The organism is Francisella sp. 19X1-34 (assembly GCF_041102755.1).
Taxonomy (GTDB): domain Bacteria; phylum Pseudomonadota; class Gammaproteobacteria; order Francisellales; family Francisellaceae; genus Francisella.
This window is the reverse complement of record NZ_JBGCTX010000005.1, coordinates 39,936-58,874: the sequence shown is the minus strand read 5'-3', so window position 1 is coordinate 58,874 and position 18,939 is coordinate 39,936. Positions and strand designations below refer to the sequence as shown.

The window sequence follows — 18,939 nt, the reverse complement described above, 5'->3', positions numbered from 1 at the left end:
GAGCACTTTGAGCACTTTGAGCACTTTGAGCACTTTGAGCACTTTGAGCACTTTGAGCACTTTGAGCACTTTGAGCACTTTGAGCAGATGAGCTATCTTGACCGTCTGTGCTATTTTGCGTACTGTTAGTTTTTGAGTTTGATGCGATTTTAGATTTTGAAGATATAGGTATTTTTTCTTTAGGCAAATATAAATCACCTGTTTGGCCACATGAAGATAATCCCACAATACCTGCTGAAATAAATATTAAAGGTAATAGTTTTTTCATTATTATTAATATAATTTTCTTAATATACGCTGAGTTTAAATTTAGCAATAAATATAGATATTAGCAATTGGATTATCTATTTAACTCTTAAAATGATAAAATTTTATAACTTTTGTTCTATAGTTATAGCTCATGAAATTTGTTGATTTTGCCGGAGTTGGTGAGGCAACTATAAAGGCATTAGCTAAATATAATTTACATACTCCAGAAGATTTACTAACTATTTTTCCTAAAGAGTATAAAGATACGCGTCATATAACACCAATTAGAGATTTAGTAAGTGAAAAGAAGTTTTTAATAGAGGGTCGGATTAGTAATATAAGCTATAAAAAATTTGGTAAGAAGTTTTTACGATTTACGATAAGTGATGAGACTGGTATCTGTACGGTTGTGCTTTTTAAGTTTTACCCTAACCAGATAGCAATGCTAGAAAGAGCTCAAAATATTCGATGCTATGGTAAAGCTGAGTTATCATTAAATCCTCAAATGGTGCATCCAGAATGGGCTGTAGTAAATAATGGCAACAGCTTGTTAGAACAAAAGTTGTCTGCAGTTTATAGAATCAAAAAAGTTTCTGATAAACTCATAGCAAAGATAATATCTAAAATCTTATATGAGAAAGAGGTTGTAAATATATTGCCTCAGAAGTATTTAAAGCAATTTAATTTGATGAGTTTTGTTGATGCTCTTTATTATGTTCATGCATTGACAAACTCAATTGATGATAGATATTTATATAAAGCAAGAGCCTCAATTAAGTTTGAGGAGATGTTGGCTTATAAATTAGCTGAACAAAGTATTAAAAAAGATATGGCAAAACCAGTTTCTGCAAAGCTTTCTTTAAGTTTGAGCGATAAGCAAAACTTTCTTAAAAAGTTTCCCTATAGTCTTACAAACGCACAATCTCGAGCAATTGATGAAATTATGACTGATATTGGTCAAAAAACTACCATGATAAGACTTCTTCAAGGAGATGTCGGAGCTGGTAAGACTATTGTGGCGGCGATGGCTTTATACGCTACTGTAAAATCAGGATATCAAGCAGCAATAATGGCACCAACAGAGATCTTAGCTGAACAGCACTTTAGTTTTTTATCAGATTATTTTTCTAATTTTGGTATTGAAGTTGTACCTTTGTTAGGTAAGTTGACAGCAAAACAAACTAGAGAAAGTCTTGATAGAATAAAAACTATTAAAGATTGTGTCGTTGTTGGGACACATGCGATTTTCCAAGATAGAGTAGAGTATTGTAATTTAGGTCTAGTTGTAGTTGATGAGCAACATAGATTTGGTGTTGAGCAACGCTTAGCACTAATAAATAAAGCTTCATCGAGTGGTAATAATTTGGCCCCTCACCAGCTTATAATATCAGCAACCCCAATTCCTAGAACGTTAGCTATGACATTGTATGGTAACTTGAAGCTATCTATACTTGATGAGCTGCCACCTAATCGTAAGCCAATTGTAACTACAGTGTTAAGTCGGGCTAAAAAAGAAAGCCTAATTACAAAGCTTAAAGATGCAGTATCTAGGAGTGAACAGATTTATTGGGTTTGTCCACTTGTTGAAGAGTCTGAGGATCTTGATTTTTTACAAGATGTTAAAACTCTACATAAAGAGCTTTCAGAGTGTTTAGGCCAAGATAAAGTTGGTCTTGTATATGGTAGTATGAAATCTAAAGAAAAGCTTCAAGAAATGAATGCTTTTAAAGCAGCAAAATATGATGTGCTAGTTGCAACAACAGTTATAGAGGTTGGTGTAGATGTGCCAAATGCTAGTATTATGATAATAGATAATGCTGAGAGGTTAGGGATATCGCAACTTCATCAGCTTCGAGGTAGAGTTGGTAGAGGAGCTAAAGAGAGTTTTTGTGTGCTTTTATATAGTGATAGGATTAGTGAGGTAGGTAAAAAAAGGTTATCACTAGTTAGAGAGTCCCAAGATGGTTTTTACTTGGCTGAAAAAGATTTAGAGATACGCGGTGCTGGAGATATATTAGGTAAAGAACAATCTGGGGTTTCAACCTTTAAAACTTTTGATATAAATGAATATTATGATAATTATGAAAAGGTTGCTCAACTAGCAGAGATAATTCTCAAGAATAATCCTGATGTTGCAAAAAAACTAGTAAATAAATGGTTTAGTAAACGAGTTAATTATGTGGATGTGTAAGAAATGATTTTAGCAACTATAGTAGCAATAATTGTAGCTTTATTATTTACTTTAATAATAGCTAGGTCTTTGTATAGATTTAGCATCAAAAAAGGTAAGTTATTGACAAAAGACTATATTATAAATGCAGTAATCTTAGCTTTTGTATTTTTTTGTTTAAGCAGTTTTATTTATGTAATTCTATTAAACATTATTTATTAGTTTTTTGTTGTCTAATTTTATAAAAAAGCTTAATATTTGCCTTAATTATTTTTTTAAACGGTTGTGAATATGTATTTTATTGTTATTTTTTTGGTTATAGCACTATCTACTCTGTGTATGGTTTATTACTTTTATAAACTCGGCACTGGTCAAGATCTGTATGAAGCCCCTAGTATGTATCAAAAGCTAGCATTAGCTTGTACTGGTGTTATATCTTTCATAGCAGATACTATAGGCGTTGGTAGTTTTGCTGCTAATATAGCTATTGGCAAAACACTAAAGCTTGTTAAAGATGTGGAGTTACCTGGATTTGTAAATGGCTGTCAGATTATACCTGGTGCTATTGAAGCAGTTTTCTTTCTTGGGGTGCTACATGTCGATTTTATTACTTTAGTAGTTCTTGTGTTTGGGGCTACTTTGGGTGGTTTTATAGGTGGGGTATTTGCTTCAAAAATTAAGGCTACAGCAATTAGACTAATAATGATATTTGCATTTGTGGGAGTTATTCTTTTATTGCTTGGTAATTTGTTTAATATTTTGCCTGTGGGAGGAGATTTATTAAAGCTATCTGGTATTAAGCTTTTTATTGGGTTTATAGGAATGTTTTTTGCGGGATTTTTAGTTTGTTTTGGAGTTGGGCTGTTTGCTTTAGTTGAGGCTATACTATTTTTACTTGGTATGTCGCCAAAAGTTGCCTTTCCAATTATGACAACAGCAGGAGCTATTCAGCAACCAGTTACTACATTTGCGTTTTTAATAAATAATACAATACCTCTTAAAAAAGCTTTGATAGTTGGTTGTTTTGGAGTTATTGGTGTATTTATCGGTGTAAATATTGTAACAATGCTATCGGCAGATGGATTGCATTGGTTATTAGTCATAGTTATTGGTTATAATACAATATCCCTAATCAGATCTTTTATAAAATCAAAGGATAATCAAGCTTAAAAATTACCTTATTACTGTTATAATATTCTTTGAATTTTAATATTTTTCCAATGAGAGGATTTCTAAAATGGCAGTTATTAAAACAGAAGACCTAATTAATAGTGTTGCAGAGGCTCTGCAGTATATTTCTTATTATCACCCAAAAGATTTTGTTGATGCAATGTATGAAGCGTATCAACGTGAAGAATCAAAGCCTGCAAAAGATGCAATGGCGCAAATTCTTATAAATTCAAGAATGTCAGCGACTGGTAAACGTCCAATTTGTCAAGATACTGGTATGGTTTGTGCATTTGTCAAAGTTGGTATGGATGCTAAGCTTGATAAAACAGATAGAACGATTACAGAGCTTGTTAACGAAGGTGTTCGCAGAGGCTATGGTGATGAGCATAACCCACTTAGAGCATCTATGGTTTTTCCACCTCATGGAGCGAGAAAAAATACTAAAGATAATACTCCAGCAATTGTACATATTGATTTAGTTCATGGTGATAAAATTGATATAGATATTGCTGCAAAAGGTGGTGGATCGGAGTTTAAGTCAAAATTTAAAGTACTAAACCCTAGTGATAGTATTGTTGATTGGGTTGAAGAAATGCTACCAACTATGGGAGCTGGTTGGTGTCCTCCAGGAATTATTGGTATTGGTATTGGTGGCACAGCTGAGAAGGCTATGCTTTTAGCTAAAGAGTCTCTTGGAGAAGAGATTAATATGCAGGATATTCTTAAAAATGGACCTCAAAATGAAACTGAACAATTAAGATTAGATATTTATAATCGCGTTAATGCTCTAGGTATAGGTGCCCAAGGCCTTGGTGGTTTAACAACTGTTTTAGATGTTAAAGTAAATGAGTATCCAACTCATGCGGCATGTAAGCCTGTAGCTCTTATACCAAACTGTGCAGCTACACGCCATGTACACTTTACGTTAGATGGTTCTGGTGCTGTGGATTTACCTGCTCCTAAATTAGAGGATTGGCCTGTAATTGAGCAAGATCAAAATGATGATGTTAAAAGAATAAATCTTGATACCGTTACTAAAGAAGAAATTGAATCATTAAGATCTGGTGATAATGTCTTAATAAGTGGTAAGATCTTAACTGGACGTGATGCGGCACATAAGCGTTTACAAGATATGTATGAAGCAGGTCAAGATTTCCCTGTAAGCTTGAAAGATAGATTTATTTATTATGTAGGTCCTGTAGATCCGGTTGGAGATGAGGTTGTAGGACCTGCTGGACCAACTACAGCAACACGTATGGATAAATTTACTCCTTTTATGCTAGAAAAAGCTGGTATAGCAGGAATGATAGGTAAATCTGAAAGAGGTCAAGCAACTATTGACTCTATCAAAAAGAATAAAGCTGTATATCTTATGGGTGTTGGTGGAGCTGCTTATCTAATATCTAAGTCAATTAAGAAGGCTGAAGTTGTAGCATTTGCTGATCTTGGTATGGAAGCTATTTATGAGTTTGAAGTTGAAGACATGCCTGTAACTGTAGCAGTTGATTCTCTTGGTGTGTCAGCTCATCAGCAAGGTCCTAAATTATGGAAAGCAAAAATAGCTGAGATTAAGAAGTAAGTTTATATATTTTTTGTGATATGATTGATATTGGACTCATAACTAAGAGGATGTAAAAATGAAGAAAATATTATTAGCAACTATACTACTAGCACCTTTTATAACTTTTGCAGATTCTAGCAATGCTAACGATAATAGTCAGCAGAATAATCAGCAACAGCAGAGGTTTGAAGCAAGAAAAGCAAAAATTACTGAAAGAATGCAAAATAGAATCACAAAAATGCAACAAAAATTAGATAAAATGCAACAAGCCAAATCATGTATTGATAAAGCAACAACAAAAGATACTATGAAAGCTTGTAAACCTGAATAGTAATAAAATATAAGTAATCTCAAAATATTCTCTCAAAAGAAATTTCAAAATAAAAAGGTTTAATTTATGCAAGATATAGTATTTCTTATTATAAAAATATTTTTTGTTATTTTAGCAGTATCTGTAATAGGTATGTTGATAGCTATAGTTTTAAAGAAGTCTAAGTATAAAGATGATGATTTAGTTATTGATGATAAGCATAAATAGTTATCTAAGCTAAGGAAGTATAGGTGAAAATAGTATTTTATGTAGATGCTATTGGCCAGTTATATAACTGCATTGCTATAGCACAACGGCTAAGGCAGATGAGGCATTCGTGCATATTTTTAGTAGATTTATCATATTCTCAGATGGTAGAAGAGTATGGGTTTGAATGTGTTACTATAAAAACTAATCCTTCAGAATCCGCAAAACAAGCATGGAATCAATTGGTTAACTCAGGTGTTAAATACTGGAGAAAAAAGCCTATTGATCAAATAAAAGGATATATGTTACCTTACTATAGTTTGATAGTTGAGTCCTCTTTAGCAGCAAATCCAAATATTGAGCATGTGCTTAAAACAATAGATTATGATGTGTTATGTGTTGATGATGTTGTTACATACCCTGCTGTTATAAAGAGTTCTAAGCCATGGGTGAGAATAATTTCATGCTTTGAAACAGAAGTTCAAGATGATGCAATACCTTCTCATTTATCTGATTTTTCAACAAATGAAGTAGCAGAGTGGAAGAGTTTTGATTTAGCTTTCAATGAAAATATTAAAGAAGTTCATCAAAAATATAATGTTTTTCTTAAACAAAATGGTGTCGAAGAGTTACCTTTAGGTAGGCTCTTAAATCCATCTCCTTACTTAAATCTATTGCTGACACCTAAAAGTATAGCCTATAAAAGAAAAGAACCTTTGTCTCAAAAATTTATTTATTTGAATGCTAGTGTGAGAGTTTCACCAAATGAGAGTAACAGTAACAATATCTTTTTTGATGTTAAGTATCAAAATTATCCTCTAATTTACTTATCATATGGCTCTATGGGACATGCTGACTTTGAATTTACAAACCGACAGCTTCAGAGTTTTAAAAACAAAAACTATAGAGTTATTGCAAGTGTTGGAGATGAGTTTATTTCTAAATATAGAGACTTATCAGATAATATTCAGCTGGTATCTTTTACTTTTCAACCAGACATAATTAAACAGGCAGATGTAGTTATCTTTCATGGAGGAAATAATACTTTTAATGAAGTTCTATATTTTGGTAAACCTTCTATTGTTATTCCTTTTGCTTGGGATGGTTTTAATGTTGCAGCTAGAGTTCAACAGTTAGGTTTAGGAATACATATTCCTCGTTATTCAGATAGTGTATTTTATCTTGATAAGGCTATTAATAAACTTTTGCATGATAAAAAAATGGCTGAGAAACTAGCAGTTATAAGTGAGGACTTGCAAAAAAAACCTGGTTCTGAGCAAGCAGCTCATTCAATAGTGCAAATTGCAAATAAGTATTCATAAACAAAATTAATTTTTAATATATCCTTTCCTATATATTTAGAGATTAATCTTGATCTTCTTATATGATATATTTTACCTTATTTGATTACGGAAAAAGATAAATAGTGAATAGAGATAAAATCTTCGAGTTTATAAAAAAGGTTCAAGCAATATCCCATACGGGAGTAGTTTATTCAAAATGTGAATATGCGTTAGATAATTATCATGAACTTCTTGAGTTGAGCACCAAAATGCTTCATGAGTATATAAAATCAGATGTTCAACCATATGATATTTACTTAGGAACTCATTATCCAACACCTCAACCTGGAGTTCGAGTAGTTATATTTAAAGATGGTAAACTTTTAATGGCTCAAGATGCAGATACTCCAGGAGAATGGACTATACCTGGTGGATGGTGTGATATTGATCTTTCGCCTGTTGAAACATGTATCAAAGAGGTTGAAGAAGAAACTGGTTATGATATAAAAGTAACCAAGTTTTTAGCATTGATGGATCGAAATAAATATACCCAAAGTGAAATCTATAACGTTTATAGTTTAGTTTTTTTAGCAGAGATTGTTGGAGGTGAAAACAATCCTAACTTTGAAGTTAATAAGGTTGAGTTTTTTGAACTAGATAATTTACCAAAGTTATCCCATAAGTTAACTAAAAAAGAGTTGGATATTATTTTAGATACATATAAAAATAATCAAATATATTACGAGTAGGGTTTACATTTAGATTGTAGGTAAATACCATTTGTACTAATTTAGTAAAAATGAGTAATTTAATGATAATTTTAGGCGTACATTTAACAATAATTTTAAAATTTATAGTAACACTTTTAGCCATAATTAACCCTTTTTCTATTTCGGGAATATATTTGGATGCTGTTGATTCGTTAACTAAAAAGGAACAAAATACTTTTGCTTTTACTGTTGCAACTGCTGTACTAGTAACTCTTATTATTGTAACTTGGATTGGTATTAGCGTTTTAAATGTTTTTGGTATAAATATTGATGCATTTAGATTTGGTGGTGGTATTATAGTGCTCTTTTTTGGTTTAAGAGTTATTGGAGTTATTCCTCCAATACCGGCATCAAAAACTCAACAGGATACTAAAAAATTAGCAATTGTACCAATAGCTATTCCTTTAATCGCAGGTCCTGGATCATTGGTTGCGACAATTTCAGATGTCCATGTTTATTTTATAACGTCAGAAACTAAAATAGTTGCATCAGGTTGTGTGTTATTTGTCACTCTACTGCTGTGGGTATTTTTCAGAGAGCTACCAAGGATTTTGGATGTGTTAGGTCATAATGTGATGGATATTATTGCGAAAATAATGGGATTGTTTTTAACAGCGTTAGCCGTTGAAATGATGTTTGATGGAATCAAAGGATTCTTTTTTTAAGAACTTTGAAATTAATGAAAAAACTTGACTTTATACTAAAAGCTTATGAGAATAGTTTAGTATTTTAAAAGTAAAGAGAGGTGTTAAATTATGAAAATGATAATTAAATTGCCGTGTTTATTTTTGACTGCATTCTCTGTTGAAATAATGCTTGATGGTGTTGATGATTTCTTTTTAATTTAGTGAGTCTAAGTCAAATTTGTAAGGAAAGATGATGATAAAAGTATTTGGAATAAATAATTGCACAAGTGTTAGAAATGCTCTTAAATTTTTTGAAGAGAAGGGTAAAAAAGTTGAATATATTAACTTGAGAAAAGAAAGGCCTACTTGGCAAGAAATGCAGAAAATAAAGCAAATTGGTAATTTTGAGGTTATTGATTTATTTAACTCTAACGGTAGACTTTTTTCAGATATGGGCTTAAAAGAAAAGTTTAATAGTCTATCTGAAGAAGATGCTTTTAAATTACTAGTTACCGACGCTTTATTATTCAAAAGACCTTTAGTTGTTGACGGGAATTATGCTAGAACTGGTTGGAATAAGAAAGAATATCAAGAAAAATGGGGGTAAGCTCAATTAAGATTGAGCATTCACCTCTGCTTTAGCTGCTGCAATTTGTGAATCTAAACTAGCTGCTTTTGAAAGGTTTTGTTCAGCTTTTGCATTTAGAACTTTTGCTTGATCTTTTTCATATTTTGCTTTTGAGCTACTTTCTTTTGATTCTTTCTCAAGATTGCTTGCATCTGTGATTAGGTTATCTGCTTGTAACTTTTGATTTTTCGCTGTTTGATTAAGATCTTTCTGTTGTTGTTGTAAGTTTGCTAAAGCTTCTTCTTTTTTATTAGGACCACATGATGCTAATAGTAGAGCACAAGCTCCAGTAACTAATGTAACAGTTAATGTTCTTTTTAAATTCATCTTTTTCTCCTTCAATTTACAGTTCAAATTATATTATACAGCCCAACGAAAAAATTATTTCATTACAGCTATAACAACATTATGATAGAGAAAAAAATATTAGTAAATATTAAATTATATGGTTTTGGGAATTATGTACTTTTTGTTAATTTTTTATTTAAAATAAATTAACAGCGTGAAGAAACATTATAAAACAAAAGATAGTTATAACACCAGCTGTAAAGTTTAACTCATTTTTATTACAGAAAATTGAAACTAGAAACCAAACAATAATTCCTGTGGCAATTCCAGTTGATATAGATGAAGATAATGTCATCATAATAATAGTGAAAAAAGCAGGAGTGGCTTGGACAAAATCATACCAGTTTACTTTTGATACTTGTTGCATCATCATTATTCCAATTAGCACAAGTGCTGGAGAGATTACTTCTATAGGGATTGAACTTATCAAAGGAGATAGAAATAAAAATGGCAGAAACATTAATCCAGCGAATATTGCTGTAAGGCCTGAGCGGGCTCCTTGTGCTATACCTACGCCAGATTCAACTACAACAGTTGATGGGCTTGAGCCTAATACTCCAGAAATAGTTGCACTAGTAGCATCGACAAGGAAGGTTCTTTTAAGTTCTTTATCTGTTGGCGAGCATTTTTTTCTCATGCTACTGTAGTGGCTTGATATAGCTCCTGTTCCATCAAATAGACTTAAAAAACAAAAGGTAAAGATTGTTGGCAAAATTGCAAACTTTAAGCCATTAGTGAAGTCAATTTGTCCAATTAATGAGAAGTCTGGAAGGCTTATAATATGATTTGGAAGAGATACTATATTTTCATGACTAAAATAAGATATAGGGAATGATAATATATATCCAACAACTATAACAATAATGATCGAGGCAGGGGTTTTTTTTATAAACAGAATTATTAGTAAAATTAAGCATACCAAAAATAGCACTATATGTGGGTTAATAGTGTTTAAGGTTAATAGACCCTCATGAGATGTTATAAAGTGACTATTCACAAAACCAATATAAGCTATAAATAGCCCTATTCCAGCACCAAGAGATTGCTTTATTGATTTAGGTAAGCTAAGCATGATTTTAGTACGGATATTTAAAATTACAAGTAAGCTAAATATAATTCCAGACCAAAATGTAGCCCCTAGTGCAGTTTGCCATGGTAAGTGATATACAGATACAGCAGTATATGAGAAGAAAATATTCATTCCCATTCCTGGTGCGATTACAAATGGATTGCGAGTGAAAAGTCCCATAGTTATGCTACCAAATGCAGATAGTACTATAGTGCTAGTAACTAAGGCGTTACTAGGCATACCAGTAGATGCTAAAATCTTAGGATTAACTACAATAATGTATGAAATTGCTAAAAAAGTTGCAAGGCCTGCAAAAAACTCTTTTTTTATAGAGGTATTGTTTGCTTTTAGATCAAAAAAAGCTTCTATTTTGTGTAACATTTTGATGCTAATGAAATACTAAATGCTATATTTTAGTGATTAGTATAAGAAAAGTCTATCTAACTTTAGTTTATTTATTGTATTTTGCCACGCAGAGTTATATCCCATATATCAGTGACTATATCATTCTCAGTTACATAAAATCTATCATAAAGGTTAATTGTTGGATCACAGTGAGGCACTATCATTTCTATAACTTCACCTACACACGGTAAATTATTCCCTGTGACTTTACCATGCTCATCTCCAAAGCCATCCCAATCATATTTTAAATTTGGATGACTTATAATTTGTGGTAAAGTAGTTTCTTTATATATTGCCTTAGTTCCTGCATCTACAGTTACATGTGCTTTAGTGTTTGTACTTATGACGGTGGTTAGTAATGTCATAGCTGCTTTAAAAGTTATTGTTTTATCTATGTCATAGTACTCTTTATCCATAACTGTATACGAGTCTGGCTGTATTTCAGTTACACCTTCTATATTACAATCAATTTCAAATGTACCAGTTCCAGAACCTGATTGTATTAGATTAGATAAGCCTGTAGCTTGTTCTATTTGTAATTTCAGTTGGCTTGCATGATTTAAAAGCTGTTCTGTAGCATTAATACGCTGTTGCATATCTTTGATATGTTGTAGATGTCCAGCATAGCACTGAATCCCCATCATTTGTAAATGCTCTTTCTTATTAGCAATTACTGCAAGTTTCAAAGCAGTATCAAAACCTACACCTGTACGACTAATACCTGCATCAATATCAACAAGTATATTGATTTGTTGTTGAAGTTGCTTTCCTAGTGTATCTAGCTGCTGGATATTTTCTAAAGAGTCTGTAACAATAATAGTTTCTGGAGACAATTGAAGGATTTTAGTGAGAGTTCCAAGTTTTTTGTCTGTAACAATCGGTGATGTGATTAATAAACCTTTTATACCTGCTTTTGCAAGCTCTAAAGCTTCAGTAGGTTTTGCTATTGAGATCCCAATACTTCCATGATCTAATTGTAACTTACAGATATTTGGACATTTATGAGTTTTAGCATGAGGCCTTACTTGCTTGCCTTTTGCTTTAGCAAATTTTTGCATTCTCTTGATATTATCTATTAGTTTTACCTTATCTATAACCAAGCACGGAGTATCAAGATCAAGCTTATGTTTGCCTATTAAGTTATCATCCATTTATTTTTCTCTCCTCTATTTATCATATCTCTAACATAGTACAAAACTATTATCCATGAGGCTAAATGTTATCTTGTTTTACTGCTTGGTATATCTAATATATAGATTATCTAACTGTTGTCTGACATTGATACCAATTTGTTGATAGTCATATTCTCTTAAATTTGCTAGTGAGACTCTAGCGGAAGGGTGTTTAACATCGAATCCCTTACCAGGAAGTAAAACAATGCCAGTCTCTTTTGCTAAGGTTTTTAAAGTTTCTGGCCCATTATGATTTTGCATTAGCCAAATAGAAAAATCTTCGTTATATATTTCTTTTGAAAGCTCTTCTAAATCTAGTAGTGTGTAGTAGCCGACATTATTTTCATCATAATTTCTTTGTAACTGTGGTGATATCGACCTGTATAGAATATTGTAACGTCTACGAATAAGATTTTTTGCTTCTTTACGATAAGTATCTTGGTTATCTAGAAGGCTAGAAAGGGCAAATAGAGTCATTTGTAACTGCTGTGGTAAAGAAATGCCGGCTGTATGGTTTAGAGCCACTGAACGACTATCAGCAACTAATCTATCAATAAACTTTAATTCTCTAGGAGTCGGTGTTAATGAACCATAGTGCTTATCAAGTTCTTTAAGCTTTTGATTATTTAGGTTATTAATTAAAGAGTCAAAAATATTATTTTTGTGTAATGTAATAGTGCCAATGCGCCATCCGGTAGCTCCAAAATATTTTGAAAAAGAATATACACAAAGAGTATTGTAGGAGCACTTAGAAAATATTGATTCAAAATTATCAGAGAATGTAGCGTAAACATCATCTGTGATAATCATAAGTTCCGGTCTATTATCCTTTATAATTTTAGCTAAACTATTTAACGTTAAATTATTCATTTTTACAGATGGAGGATTGCTAGGGTTAACCAAGCATAAGATTTTGATAGATGGGTCTATTAACTTCTTGAGTTCTTTATCTGAGACTTGCCAGTCATTTTTTTTACTAGCATGAATATGCACTATTTCATTATTATATTCTGGTAGTTGAGGTATCTCAAGATATGGTGAAAAAATAGGGGTGATTATGGCAACTTTATCACCTTGTTTGAGTAAACCATTTATCTTTAAAGATTGAAATATATATGTCATTGCTGCAGTTCCACCCTCTGTTGCGAAGATATCAAATTCTAGAGGTGTATCGGTAGCTTGATATAATTCATCACGTAAATAATGCATAACAATATTTTCCATGATAGGTAGCATTCTTGGTGGGTAAGGATAGTTACATCCTAAAAAAGCACCAACCATTTCATATAATAGATTTTCCTTATTAATTCCTAAGTGATCATTTGCAAAAGATAGAGTAGCTTTTAGAAAGTTAATACCACTTTCATTTTTGTTAATTAAAGAGTATTGGTCGAATCTTTCCAGAATTCCTTTCTTCTCAGGTAAACCTCCAAAAAGTCCATCAAGATAAGAATATGACCGTTCAGATTCTTTAATAGCAAAATCTCCGAGACGTAAGAATGCATGCCTTGGAGCTGTTGCTAAAAAATTGGGGTTTCCTCTACCTGCGTTTAGCATTAACCTATCTGTTTTATTCTCTGCAAGCTTTATGAGTTCTTCTTTAAATTCAAAAGGGCTTAAATGGCTATTCATAGTAGTAATCCTTACTTTGGAATATAGTTAGTAAAACAGTTAAGTAAGTATTAGTCAAAGAATATATGAGAGAATGGCTTACCAAAAAAGATATAAATAATTCTTTTTAGAAGCATCTTATGAGTGCAATGATACTTGAGTGCCTATAATTAATAATAAGGCCATAGAAATAGTATTTTGTAAAAACTATTATTGAATATTTATATATCCTCCAGCTACTGACTCAACTAATGATTCTAGTTCTAATTCTAGTAGGGTAGAAACTACTTGGCTATACGGTAGTTTGGATCTTGTTATAATTTTGTCTAGAGTTGTTAATTCAGTATCGATGCTATCTAAAACAGCTTTCTCAATAGTACTGATATCTTTGTGATCGCTATTTTTAAGTGGGAGTGAGTCTTTTTGTGTAATTGTGGAGTGTATATTTATTTCTTCAAGAATATCATCTATTCGATAAACTAGCTTTGCACCTTGCTGGATTAGCTCATTAGTTCCATCACTTGTTTTGCTAAAAATACTCCCTGGTATTGCAAATACTTCTTTATTTTGCTCTAAAGCGAGTTGAGCTGTAATTAAAGAGCCACTTTTTTTAGCAGCTTCAACAACTATAACACCTTCTGCCAAACTACTAATTATGCGATTTCTTTGAGGAAAGTGGTGACGTAAAGGAGCTGTTCCTAAAGCAAGCTCAGAAATTATTAAATTATTTGTATTTAGAAGTCTCTCATATAGATCTCTATTTGAGCTAGGATATATGATATCAACTCCTGTGCCAACTACTGCTATTGTGTTGAGATCATTCTCGATCGCAAACTTATGGGCTAATGTATCAATACCATATGCAAGACCACTTATTATTGATAGCTGTGAATTCTTAAGGTCTGTACATATTTTATTAGTTACATTTTTACCATATGTGGTATTGTTCCTAGCCCCAACTATAGCAAGTTGAGGCTTTTTTAGAAGCTCTATATTACCACAACAGTATAAAATGATTGGAGGGTTTGGTATTTGCTTTAGATATTTTGGATATTTGCTATCTAAAAAGGTTAATATTTGATTTATTGGCTTAGCTAGCCATTTAGTAACTTTTTTTAGATATGTTTCATATTTGTTTTGATTCAGAAAATCTATAGTTTCTTGGCGTAAAGATAATGATTTTGAATGTTTAGATGGGTTGTTAATTATCTCTTCAAGGTTAATACCTTGTGCTAGTGATTTTAGAAACCTACTAGATCCAAAGTATGGGGTGCATGATAGAATAATTAGGCTTTTAGTACTACTTTGCATTATAGGGTTGTTGTTGCCATTGTATCATTGGTTATTTCTTGTAATGAGTTTACTACCAGCATGATCGAGTAGTGATCAGATTGTCGGTAGACGAATCCATATCCAATATATTTAGGAGGTACTGGGAAGCCATCAACTCTAGTAGCTGGCTCATATAATATCATTTCCGTTCCTAGTTTTAAGCCATCAGAAGAGCCTTTGTTTAATACGGCACTATTATAAGAAGATGAAAATGTATTTGTATTTAATACATCTTCCATTACATTAGCAGTAATCTTATCTTCGACTCTGAAAGTTTTATCAGGTAGTTTTTCAGAAACAATATCATTAGGAATTACATAATCACCAACACTAGCTTCACGACTCATATTTTTAGTTTGTAAAGCTGTTATTCCATTAAATGTGAATTTGTATATTGCTGTACCTAACTTATAAACCTTTTGATCATCATTAAAGTTAGCAATAAGTTTTGGTTTTGATACTATTATAAAGTTACTATTATCTTGTTTTGCTGTATATTGTTTGTTGGCAAATATTGTGAAGTTAGGTCCTAAAACGGGTCTTTTTTCGCGAGAGTCATAGATCTCAGCAGTATCCTTTAATTGATTGTCATTTAAAAGATATACGTTAGAGAAGAAATTAGTATAATCTGCTGGACGCAAGTGTTTTAGGTTATGCTCAATATTATCAATTTGTTCAACTAACTTACTTTCTATAGATATTTCTACCCTTTGATTAAGTGCTCTATTAGCACTAGAGTCATTAGGTGCAATAGGGTCTTGATAACCTAAAGCTTCGATTTTTATACCATCAGCAGGTTCAATACCTTCATCTGGCTCCAAACCTTTTTTAACTAAATATTCTCTGACGCTAATAGCTCTATTTTTTGATAAACGTATATTATGCTCAGTTAGTAGGTTTTTATCAGAAATAAGGTTTGAGTCAATTTTGCCAGCATAACCTTTAATTGTGAATCTAGTTGTATTTGTAAGTTTTAAATAAGCAAATAGTTTATTTAAAACAGCCTTAGCTTGATTATTTAGGGTGAAGCTATCGGTATCAAATTTAATATTAGTTTCTATTAAGTCTGGGCCTTTTTGACGCTGTATACAAATAAATGACTTATCACTCTTTAGCATTTCAGAAGTACAGTACTTTAGTGTTGGAAATGATAAAGGTTTATTATCTTTTTTACCCATGGTGTCACAGCTTGTGACAAGACTAGCAAATATTGCTAAAAGAACAATACATAACAGTTTCTTCATACTTTTGTATATTTAAAGAGATTCCCTATAAAAGTATTCTACTATAAGTTAACGATATTTGTGTAGGGTATTTGTTACTTTTGTAAATAGGGTTTTGTACAAAGATTAGATGAATAAAGATTTTAAATATGGTATCTTGAAAGTCAAAATATCAATAATAAAAAATAATATGAAAATCGCGTCAGATAGTTTTGTGAAAATGCATTTTAAATTTAGGCTTAAAGATGGCTCAATTGCTGAAGATACAGAGAATTATAATAGACCTTTTATATTCCAAATGGGTCAAGGATGCTTTACTGATAAGGTTGAAAACGAGCTCGTAGGAGCTGCCATTGGCGATAGTAAGAGAGTTGTTTTAATGCCTGAAGAAGCTTTTGGTGAGAAGCATCCTGCAAGTATTTATTCTGTACCAAAATACAGATTCCCTAAAGATATGCAGTTAGAAGAGGGGCTAATAGTGTCATTTAGTCAAAAAGATGGCTCTAAACTTCCTGGATTAGTTACAGATATTGGTAAAGATGATGTGACTGTGGATTTTAATCATCCACTATCAGGTCAAATAATAGTTTTTGAAGCTAAAATATTAGATATCGCTGATGAAGAGGGTAAATTAGATGAAAATATTGCTAGCTAATCCACGTGGTTTTTGTGCCGGTGTTAGTAGAGCTGTCGAAACAGTTGAAAAAGTGTTAGAAGTTGAGAAATCTCCTGTATATGTGCGTCATGAAGTTGTACATAATAAAGTTGTTGTAGACTCACTTAAAAAGAAAGGTGTTATCTTTGTCAAGGAGGTTGATGAGGTCCCAGATGACTCTGTATGTGTTTTTAGTGCTCATGGAGTCTCTCTAAAGGTTGAAGAGGCTGCTGCTAAAAAAAACCTGGTTCTTTATGATGCAACATGTCCTTTAGTTACGAAAGTTCATCGTGGTGTTAGATTAGCTAGTAACAATGATGCAGAATGTGTTCTTGTTGGTCATAAAGGCCATCCAGAAGTTCAAGGCACAATGGGACAGTACCGTAGTACAAAAGGTGCTATATACTTAGTTGAAAATGAAGAAGATGTCGCTAAACTAAAAATTAATGATCCAGATAATCTTTACTATGCAACACAGACAACTCTCTCTGTTGATGAAACACAGAGTATAATACAAGCTTTAAAAGATAGATATCCAAATATAAAAGGACCTAAAAAAGAAGACATTTGCTATGCAACACAAAATCGTCAAACTGCAATAAAGTCGATGTTAAAGCATATAGATATGTTAATTGTAGTAGGTTCTAAAAATAGTTCTAACTCAAATAGGCTTAAAGAACTTGCCACGTTAGAGAATATGGACTCTTATTTGGTTGATAACCCTTTAGATATTGAGGGAGCTTGGTTTGAAAATAAGCAGGTATGTGGTGTAAGTGCTGGAGCATCAGCTCCTGAATACTTGGTTCAGGATATAATATCTAAGATATCTGAGGTTTGTAATAATAATGTTACAGTTGATGAATTTGAGGGTATTAAAGAAGAAGTTCATTTTCCATTACCAAGGCTTTTGAAACAAAAAGCTACTAAAATTAAGGCGAAGTAATTTATGCAAAGATCTATAAGAGGTGCGACAACGATAACAAAGGATACTAAAGAGAATGTTATCGAAGCTACAAAAGAGCTTTTATACTATATATTAACTAAGAATGACGTTGAAACTAAAAGTATTGTCAATATCATGTTTACTGCTACATCTGATATAACTTCTACGTTTCCTGCAGTTGCTGCTCGTGAGATAGGTTTGACTAGTGTTCCATTAATTGACTGCCACCAAATGATGTGTGATGATGCTTTAGAGCTTTGTATTAGAGTTATGTTGACATATAATACAGAAAAGGATCAAGATGATATTAGGCATGTTTATTTGCATGAAGCAAAAAAATTAAGGCCTGATTTAATAAAATAAAAGGTATGCTATGTGGTTGTTAGAAAATATAGATATGAAGAAATCTAAATATATACTTCCTAGTCTATTTACTAGTGCTAGTTTATTATTTGCTTTTTTAGCTATTATATCTGCATTTCAAGAGAGCTTTGTTTCATGTGCTGTATATATGCTACTATCTGGGTTTGCAGATGCTTTTGATGGAAGGGTTGCTAGATATACACATACTCAAACAGAATTCGGAGCAGCTCTAGACAGTTTAGCAGATGTGGTTTCTTTTGGAGCAACTCCTGCTTTGGTTATGTATTTTTGGACATTACATAATCTAGGTTCTTTAGGGGCTGCAATTTGCTTTTTATATTTACTAGCGGTAGCTTTAAGATTAGCCAAGTTTGATACTCAGCCAGCACCTAAAGATCTTAGTGAAGATGATATACTTGAACGTAAATTATACTTTTATGGTATGCCTTGCCCAGCTGGAGCTGTTACTATTTCAGGTCTTATATGGATGGGACAAAGGTTTTTGGTAGGTGGATCTACATTTTCAAGTTTTGTGGTTGTTGCTCTTACTGCATTTACGGCTTTATATTTAGCCTTTATGATGGTTAGTGATATTAAGTTTAGAAGTTTTAAAGATAGTGATGGTCAAGGTAACATTAGTAAGGTTTATGTTATTTGTTTTATACTAATTATCTTAATGTTATTTACAACGCCTGATAAGTTACTTTATTTAATAATGATAGGCTATGCATTATCAGGGCCAATTTCTCATTATAAATATAAGCAAAAAATAAAAAATAGTGACTTAAATGAGAAATCTAATGTAGATGGCAAAAAAATAGTTGATGCAGATTCTTAATTTCTA

Annotated in this window: 20 protein-coding genes; 13 read left to right on the top strand and 7 right to left on the bottom strand. The window is 32.1% G+C overall.

Features of this window, described 5'->3' with window-relative positions:
• Positions 1–268: lipoprotein (locus tag AB8E56_RS01680; protein ID WP_329477301.1), on the bottom strand; the 268-nt coding region annotated here is incomplete at its 3' end.
• A gap of 132 nt (positions 269–400) precedes the next feature.
• Here AB8E56_RS01680 and AB8E56_RS01675 point away from each other — a divergent pair.
• From AB8E56_RS01675 to AB8E56_RS01635, 9 genes are all read left to right on the top strand, one after another.
• Positions 401–2,440: an ATP-dependent DNA helicase RecG gene (locus tag AB8E56_RS01675; RefSeq protein ID WP_329477299.1), complete on the top strand. Its 2,040-nt coding sequence runs from the start codon at positions 401–403 to the stop codon at positions 2,438–2,440.
• A gap of 318 nt (positions 2,441–2,758) precedes the next feature.
• Complete coding sequence (locus AB8E56_RS01670; protein WP_329477297.1) at positions 2,759–3,589, top strand: sulfite exporter TauE/SafE family protein; 831 nt, start codon at positions 2,759–2,761, stop codon at positions 3,587–3,589.
• 67 nt (positions 3,590–3,656) lie between these two features.
• Positions 3,657–5,168 carry a fumarate hydratase gene (locus tag AB8E56_RS01665; RefSeq protein ID WP_329477294.1) on the top strand — a complete coding sequence of 504 codons (1,512 nt, stop codon included), beginning with the start codon at positions 3,657–3,659 and terminating at the stop codon, positions 5,166–5,168.
• Between the two features lie 58 nt (positions 5,169–5,226).
• Positions 5,227–5,481, top strand: coding sequence for a hypothetical protein (locus AB8E56_RS01660; protein ID WP_329477292.1), 255 nt, complete (start codon positions 5,227–5,229; stop codon positions 5,479–5,481).
• A 66-nt stretch (positions 5,482–5,547) separates the two neighbouring features.
• Positions 5,548–5,688, top strand: a complete 141-nt coding sequence (locus AB8E56_RS01655) for a hypothetical protein (RefSeq protein ID WP_329477290.1) — start codon at positions 5,548–5,550, stop codon at positions 5,686–5,688.
• 23 nt (positions 5,689–5,711) lie between these two features.
• Positions 5,712–6,989, top strand: a complete 1,278-nt coding sequence (locus tag AB8E56_RS01650) for a nucleotide disphospho-sugar-binding domain-containing protein (protein ID WP_329477288.1) — start codon at positions 5,712–5,714, stop codon at positions 6,987–6,989.
• A gap of 104 nt (positions 6,990–7,093) precedes the next feature.
• A complete protein-coding gene (locus AB8E56_RS01645; RefSeq protein WP_329477286.1) occupies positions 7,094–7,699 on the top strand; it encodes an NUDIX hydrolase N-terminal domain-containing protein in 606 nt (201 codons plus the stop codon).
• Positions 7,700–7,749: 50 nt separating this feature from the next.
• A complete protein-coding gene (locus tag AB8E56_RS01640) occupies positions 7,750–8,385 on the top strand; it encodes a MarC family protein (RefSeq protein WP_329477284.1) in 636 nt (211 codons plus the stop codon).
• 214 nt (positions 8,386–8,599) lie between these two features.
• Positions 8,600–8,953, top strand: a complete 354-nt coding sequence (locus tag AB8E56_RS01635; RefSeq protein WP_329477281.1) for an ArsC/Spx/MgsR family protein — start codon at positions 8,600–8,602, stop codon at positions 8,951–8,953.
• Positions 8,954–8,959: 6 nt separating this feature from the next.
• Here the strand turns inward: AB8E56_RS01635 and AB8E56_RS01630 are convergent, their stop codons facing one another.
• The 6 genes from AB8E56_RS01630 to AB8E56_RS01605 all read right to left on the bottom strand — a co-directional run bounded on the left by AB8E56_RS01630 (position 8,960) and on the right by AB8E56_RS01605 (position 16,155).
• Entirely contained in the window at positions 8,960–9,301 is a 342-nt protein-coding gene (locus tag AB8E56_RS01630) for a hypothetical protein (protein WP_329477279.1), read from the bottom strand.
• A gap of 157 nt (positions 9,302–9,458) precedes the next feature.
• Positions 9,459–10,772: an NCS2 family permease gene (locus tag AB8E56_RS01625; RefSeq protein ID WP_329477277.1), complete on the bottom strand. Its 1,314-nt coding sequence runs from the start codon at positions 10,770–10,772 to the stop codon at positions 9,459–9,461.
• Between the two features lie 74 nt (positions 10,773–10,846).
• Positions 10,847–11,947, bottom strand: a complete 1,101-nt coding sequence (locus AB8E56_RS01620) for a DSD1 family PLP-dependent enzyme (RefSeq protein WP_329477275.1) — start codon at positions 11,945–11,947, stop codon at positions 10,847–10,849.
• Positions 11,948–12,025: 78 nt separating this feature from the next.
• Positions 12,026–13,600 (bottom strand): bifunctional aspartate transaminase/aspartate 4-decarboxylase, encoded by a 1,575-nt coding sequence (locus AB8E56_RS01615; RefSeq protein WP_329477273.1) that lies wholly within the window; start codon positions 13,598–13,600, stop codon positions 12,026–12,028.
• Between the two features lie 189 nt (positions 13,601–13,789).
• Positions 13,790–14,890, bottom strand: coding sequence for a DNA-processing protein DprA (gene dprA / locus AB8E56_RS01610; RefSeq protein ID WP_329477271.1), 1,101 nt, complete (start codon positions 14,888–14,890; stop codon positions 13,790–13,792).
• On the bottom strand, positions 14,890–16,155 hold the full coding sequence (locus AB8E56_RS01605) for an OmpA family protein (protein ID WP_329477269.1): 1,266 nt from the start codon (positions 16,153–16,155) through the stop codon (positions 14,890–14,892). Before AB8E56_RS01605 ends, dprA begins: the two co-directional genes overlap by 1 nt.
• A 169-nt stretch (positions 16,156–16,324) precedes the next feature.
• On the opposite strand from AB8E56_RS01605, the gene fkpB reads away from it, so the two are divergent.
• Genes fkpB through AB8E56_RS01585 form a run of 4 tightly spaced genes read left to right on the top strand, consistent with a single transcriptional unit; the run spans position 16,325 to position 18,933 of the window.
• Entirely contained in the window at positions 16,325–16,789 is a 465-nt protein-coding gene (gene fkpB, locus AB8E56_RS01600) for an FKBP-type peptidyl-prolyl cis-trans isomerase (RefSeq protein ID WP_329477267.1), read from the top strand.
• A complete protein-coding gene (gene ispH, locus AB8E56_RS01595) occupies positions 16,770–17,732 on the top strand; it encodes a 4-hydroxy-3-methylbut-2-enyl diphosphate reductase (protein WP_329477265.1) in 963 nt (320 codons plus the stop codon). Before fkpB ends, ispH begins: the two co-directional genes overlap by 20 nt.
• A gap of 3 nt (positions 17,733–17,735) precedes the next feature.
• Positions 17,736–18,095, top strand: a complete 360-nt coding sequence (gene aroH / locus AB8E56_RS01590) for a chorismate mutase (RefSeq protein ID WP_329477263.1) — start codon at positions 17,736–17,738, stop codon at positions 18,093–18,095.
• 10 nt (positions 18,096–18,105) lie between these two features.
• Positions 18,106–18,933, top strand: a complete 828-nt coding sequence (locus tag AB8E56_RS01585) for a phosphatidylcholine/phosphatidylserine synthase (RefSeq protein WP_329477261.1) — start codon at positions 18,106–18,108, stop codon at positions 18,931–18,933.
• Positions 18,934–18,939: the final 6 nt, after the last annotated feature.

Excerpts from the sequence above, each read along its gene's own strand:
- AB8E56_RS01675 (WP_329477299.1), top strand. The coding sequence starts at position 401 with ATGAAATTTGTTGATTTTGCCGGAGTTGGTGAGGCAACTATAAAGGCA.
- AB8E56_RS01670 (WP_329477297.1), top strand. The coding sequence starts at position 2,759 with ATGGTTTATTACTTTTATAAACTCGGCACTGGTCAAGATCTGTATGAA.
- AB8E56_RS01665 (WP_329477294.1), top strand. The coding sequence starts at position 3,657 with ATGGCAGTTATTAAAACAGAAGACCTAATTAATAGTGTTGCAGAGGCT.
- AB8E56_RS01660 (WP_329477292.1), top strand. The coding sequence starts at position 5,227 with ATGAAGAAAATATTATTAGCAACTATACTACTAGCACCTTTTATAACT.
- AB8E56_RS01655 (WP_329477290.1), top strand. The coding sequence starts at position 5,548 with ATGCAAGATATAGTATTTCTTATTATAAAAATATTTTTTGTTATTTTA.
- AB8E56_RS01640 (WP_329477284.1), top strand. The coding sequence starts at position 7,750 with ATGAGTAATTTAATGATAATTTTAGGCGTACATTTAACAATAATTTTA.
- AB8E56_RS01635 (WP_329477281.1), top strand. The coding sequence starts at position 8,600 with ATGATAAAAGTATTTGGAATAAATAATTGCACAAGTGTTAGAAATGCT.
- AB8E56_RS01630 (WP_329477279.1), bottom strand. The coding sequence starts at position 9,301 with ATGAATTTAAAAAGAACATTAACTGTTACATTAGTTACTGGAGCTTGT.
- AB8E56_RS01625 (WP_329477277.1), bottom strand. The coding sequence starts at position 10,772 with ATGTTACACAAAATAGAAGCTTTTTTTGATCTAAAAGCAAACAATACC.
- AB8E56_RS01620 (WP_329477275.1), bottom strand. The coding sequence starts at position 11,947 with ATGGATGATAACTTAATAGGCAAACATAAGCTTGATCTTGATACTCCG.
- AB8E56_RS01615 (WP_329477273.1), bottom strand. The coding sequence starts at position 13,600 with ATGAATAGCCATTTAAGCCCTTTTGAATTTAAAGAAGAACTCATAAAG.
- dprA (WP_329477271.1), bottom strand. The coding sequence starts at position 14,890 with ATGCAAAGTAGTACTAAAAGCCTAATTATTCTATCATGCACCCCATAC.
- AB8E56_RS01605 (WP_329477269.1), bottom strand. The coding sequence starts at position 16,155 with ATGAAGAAACTGTTATGTATTGTTCTTTTAGCAATATTTGCTAGTCTT.
- fkpB (WP_329477267.1), top strand. The coding sequence starts at position 16,325 with ATGAAAATCGCGTCAGATAGTTTTGTGAAAATGCATTTTAAATTTAGG.
- ispH (WP_329477265.1), top strand. The coding sequence starts at position 16,770 with ATGAAAATATTGCTAGCTAATCCACGTGGTTTTTGTGCCGGTGTTAGT.
- aroH (WP_329477263.1), top strand. The coding sequence starts at position 17,736 with ATGCAAAGATCTATAAGAGGTGCGACAACGATAACAAAGGATACTAAA.
- AB8E56_RS01585 (WP_329477261.1), top strand. The coding sequence starts at position 18,106 with ATGTGGTTGTTAGAAAATATAGATATGAAGAAATCTAAATATATACTT.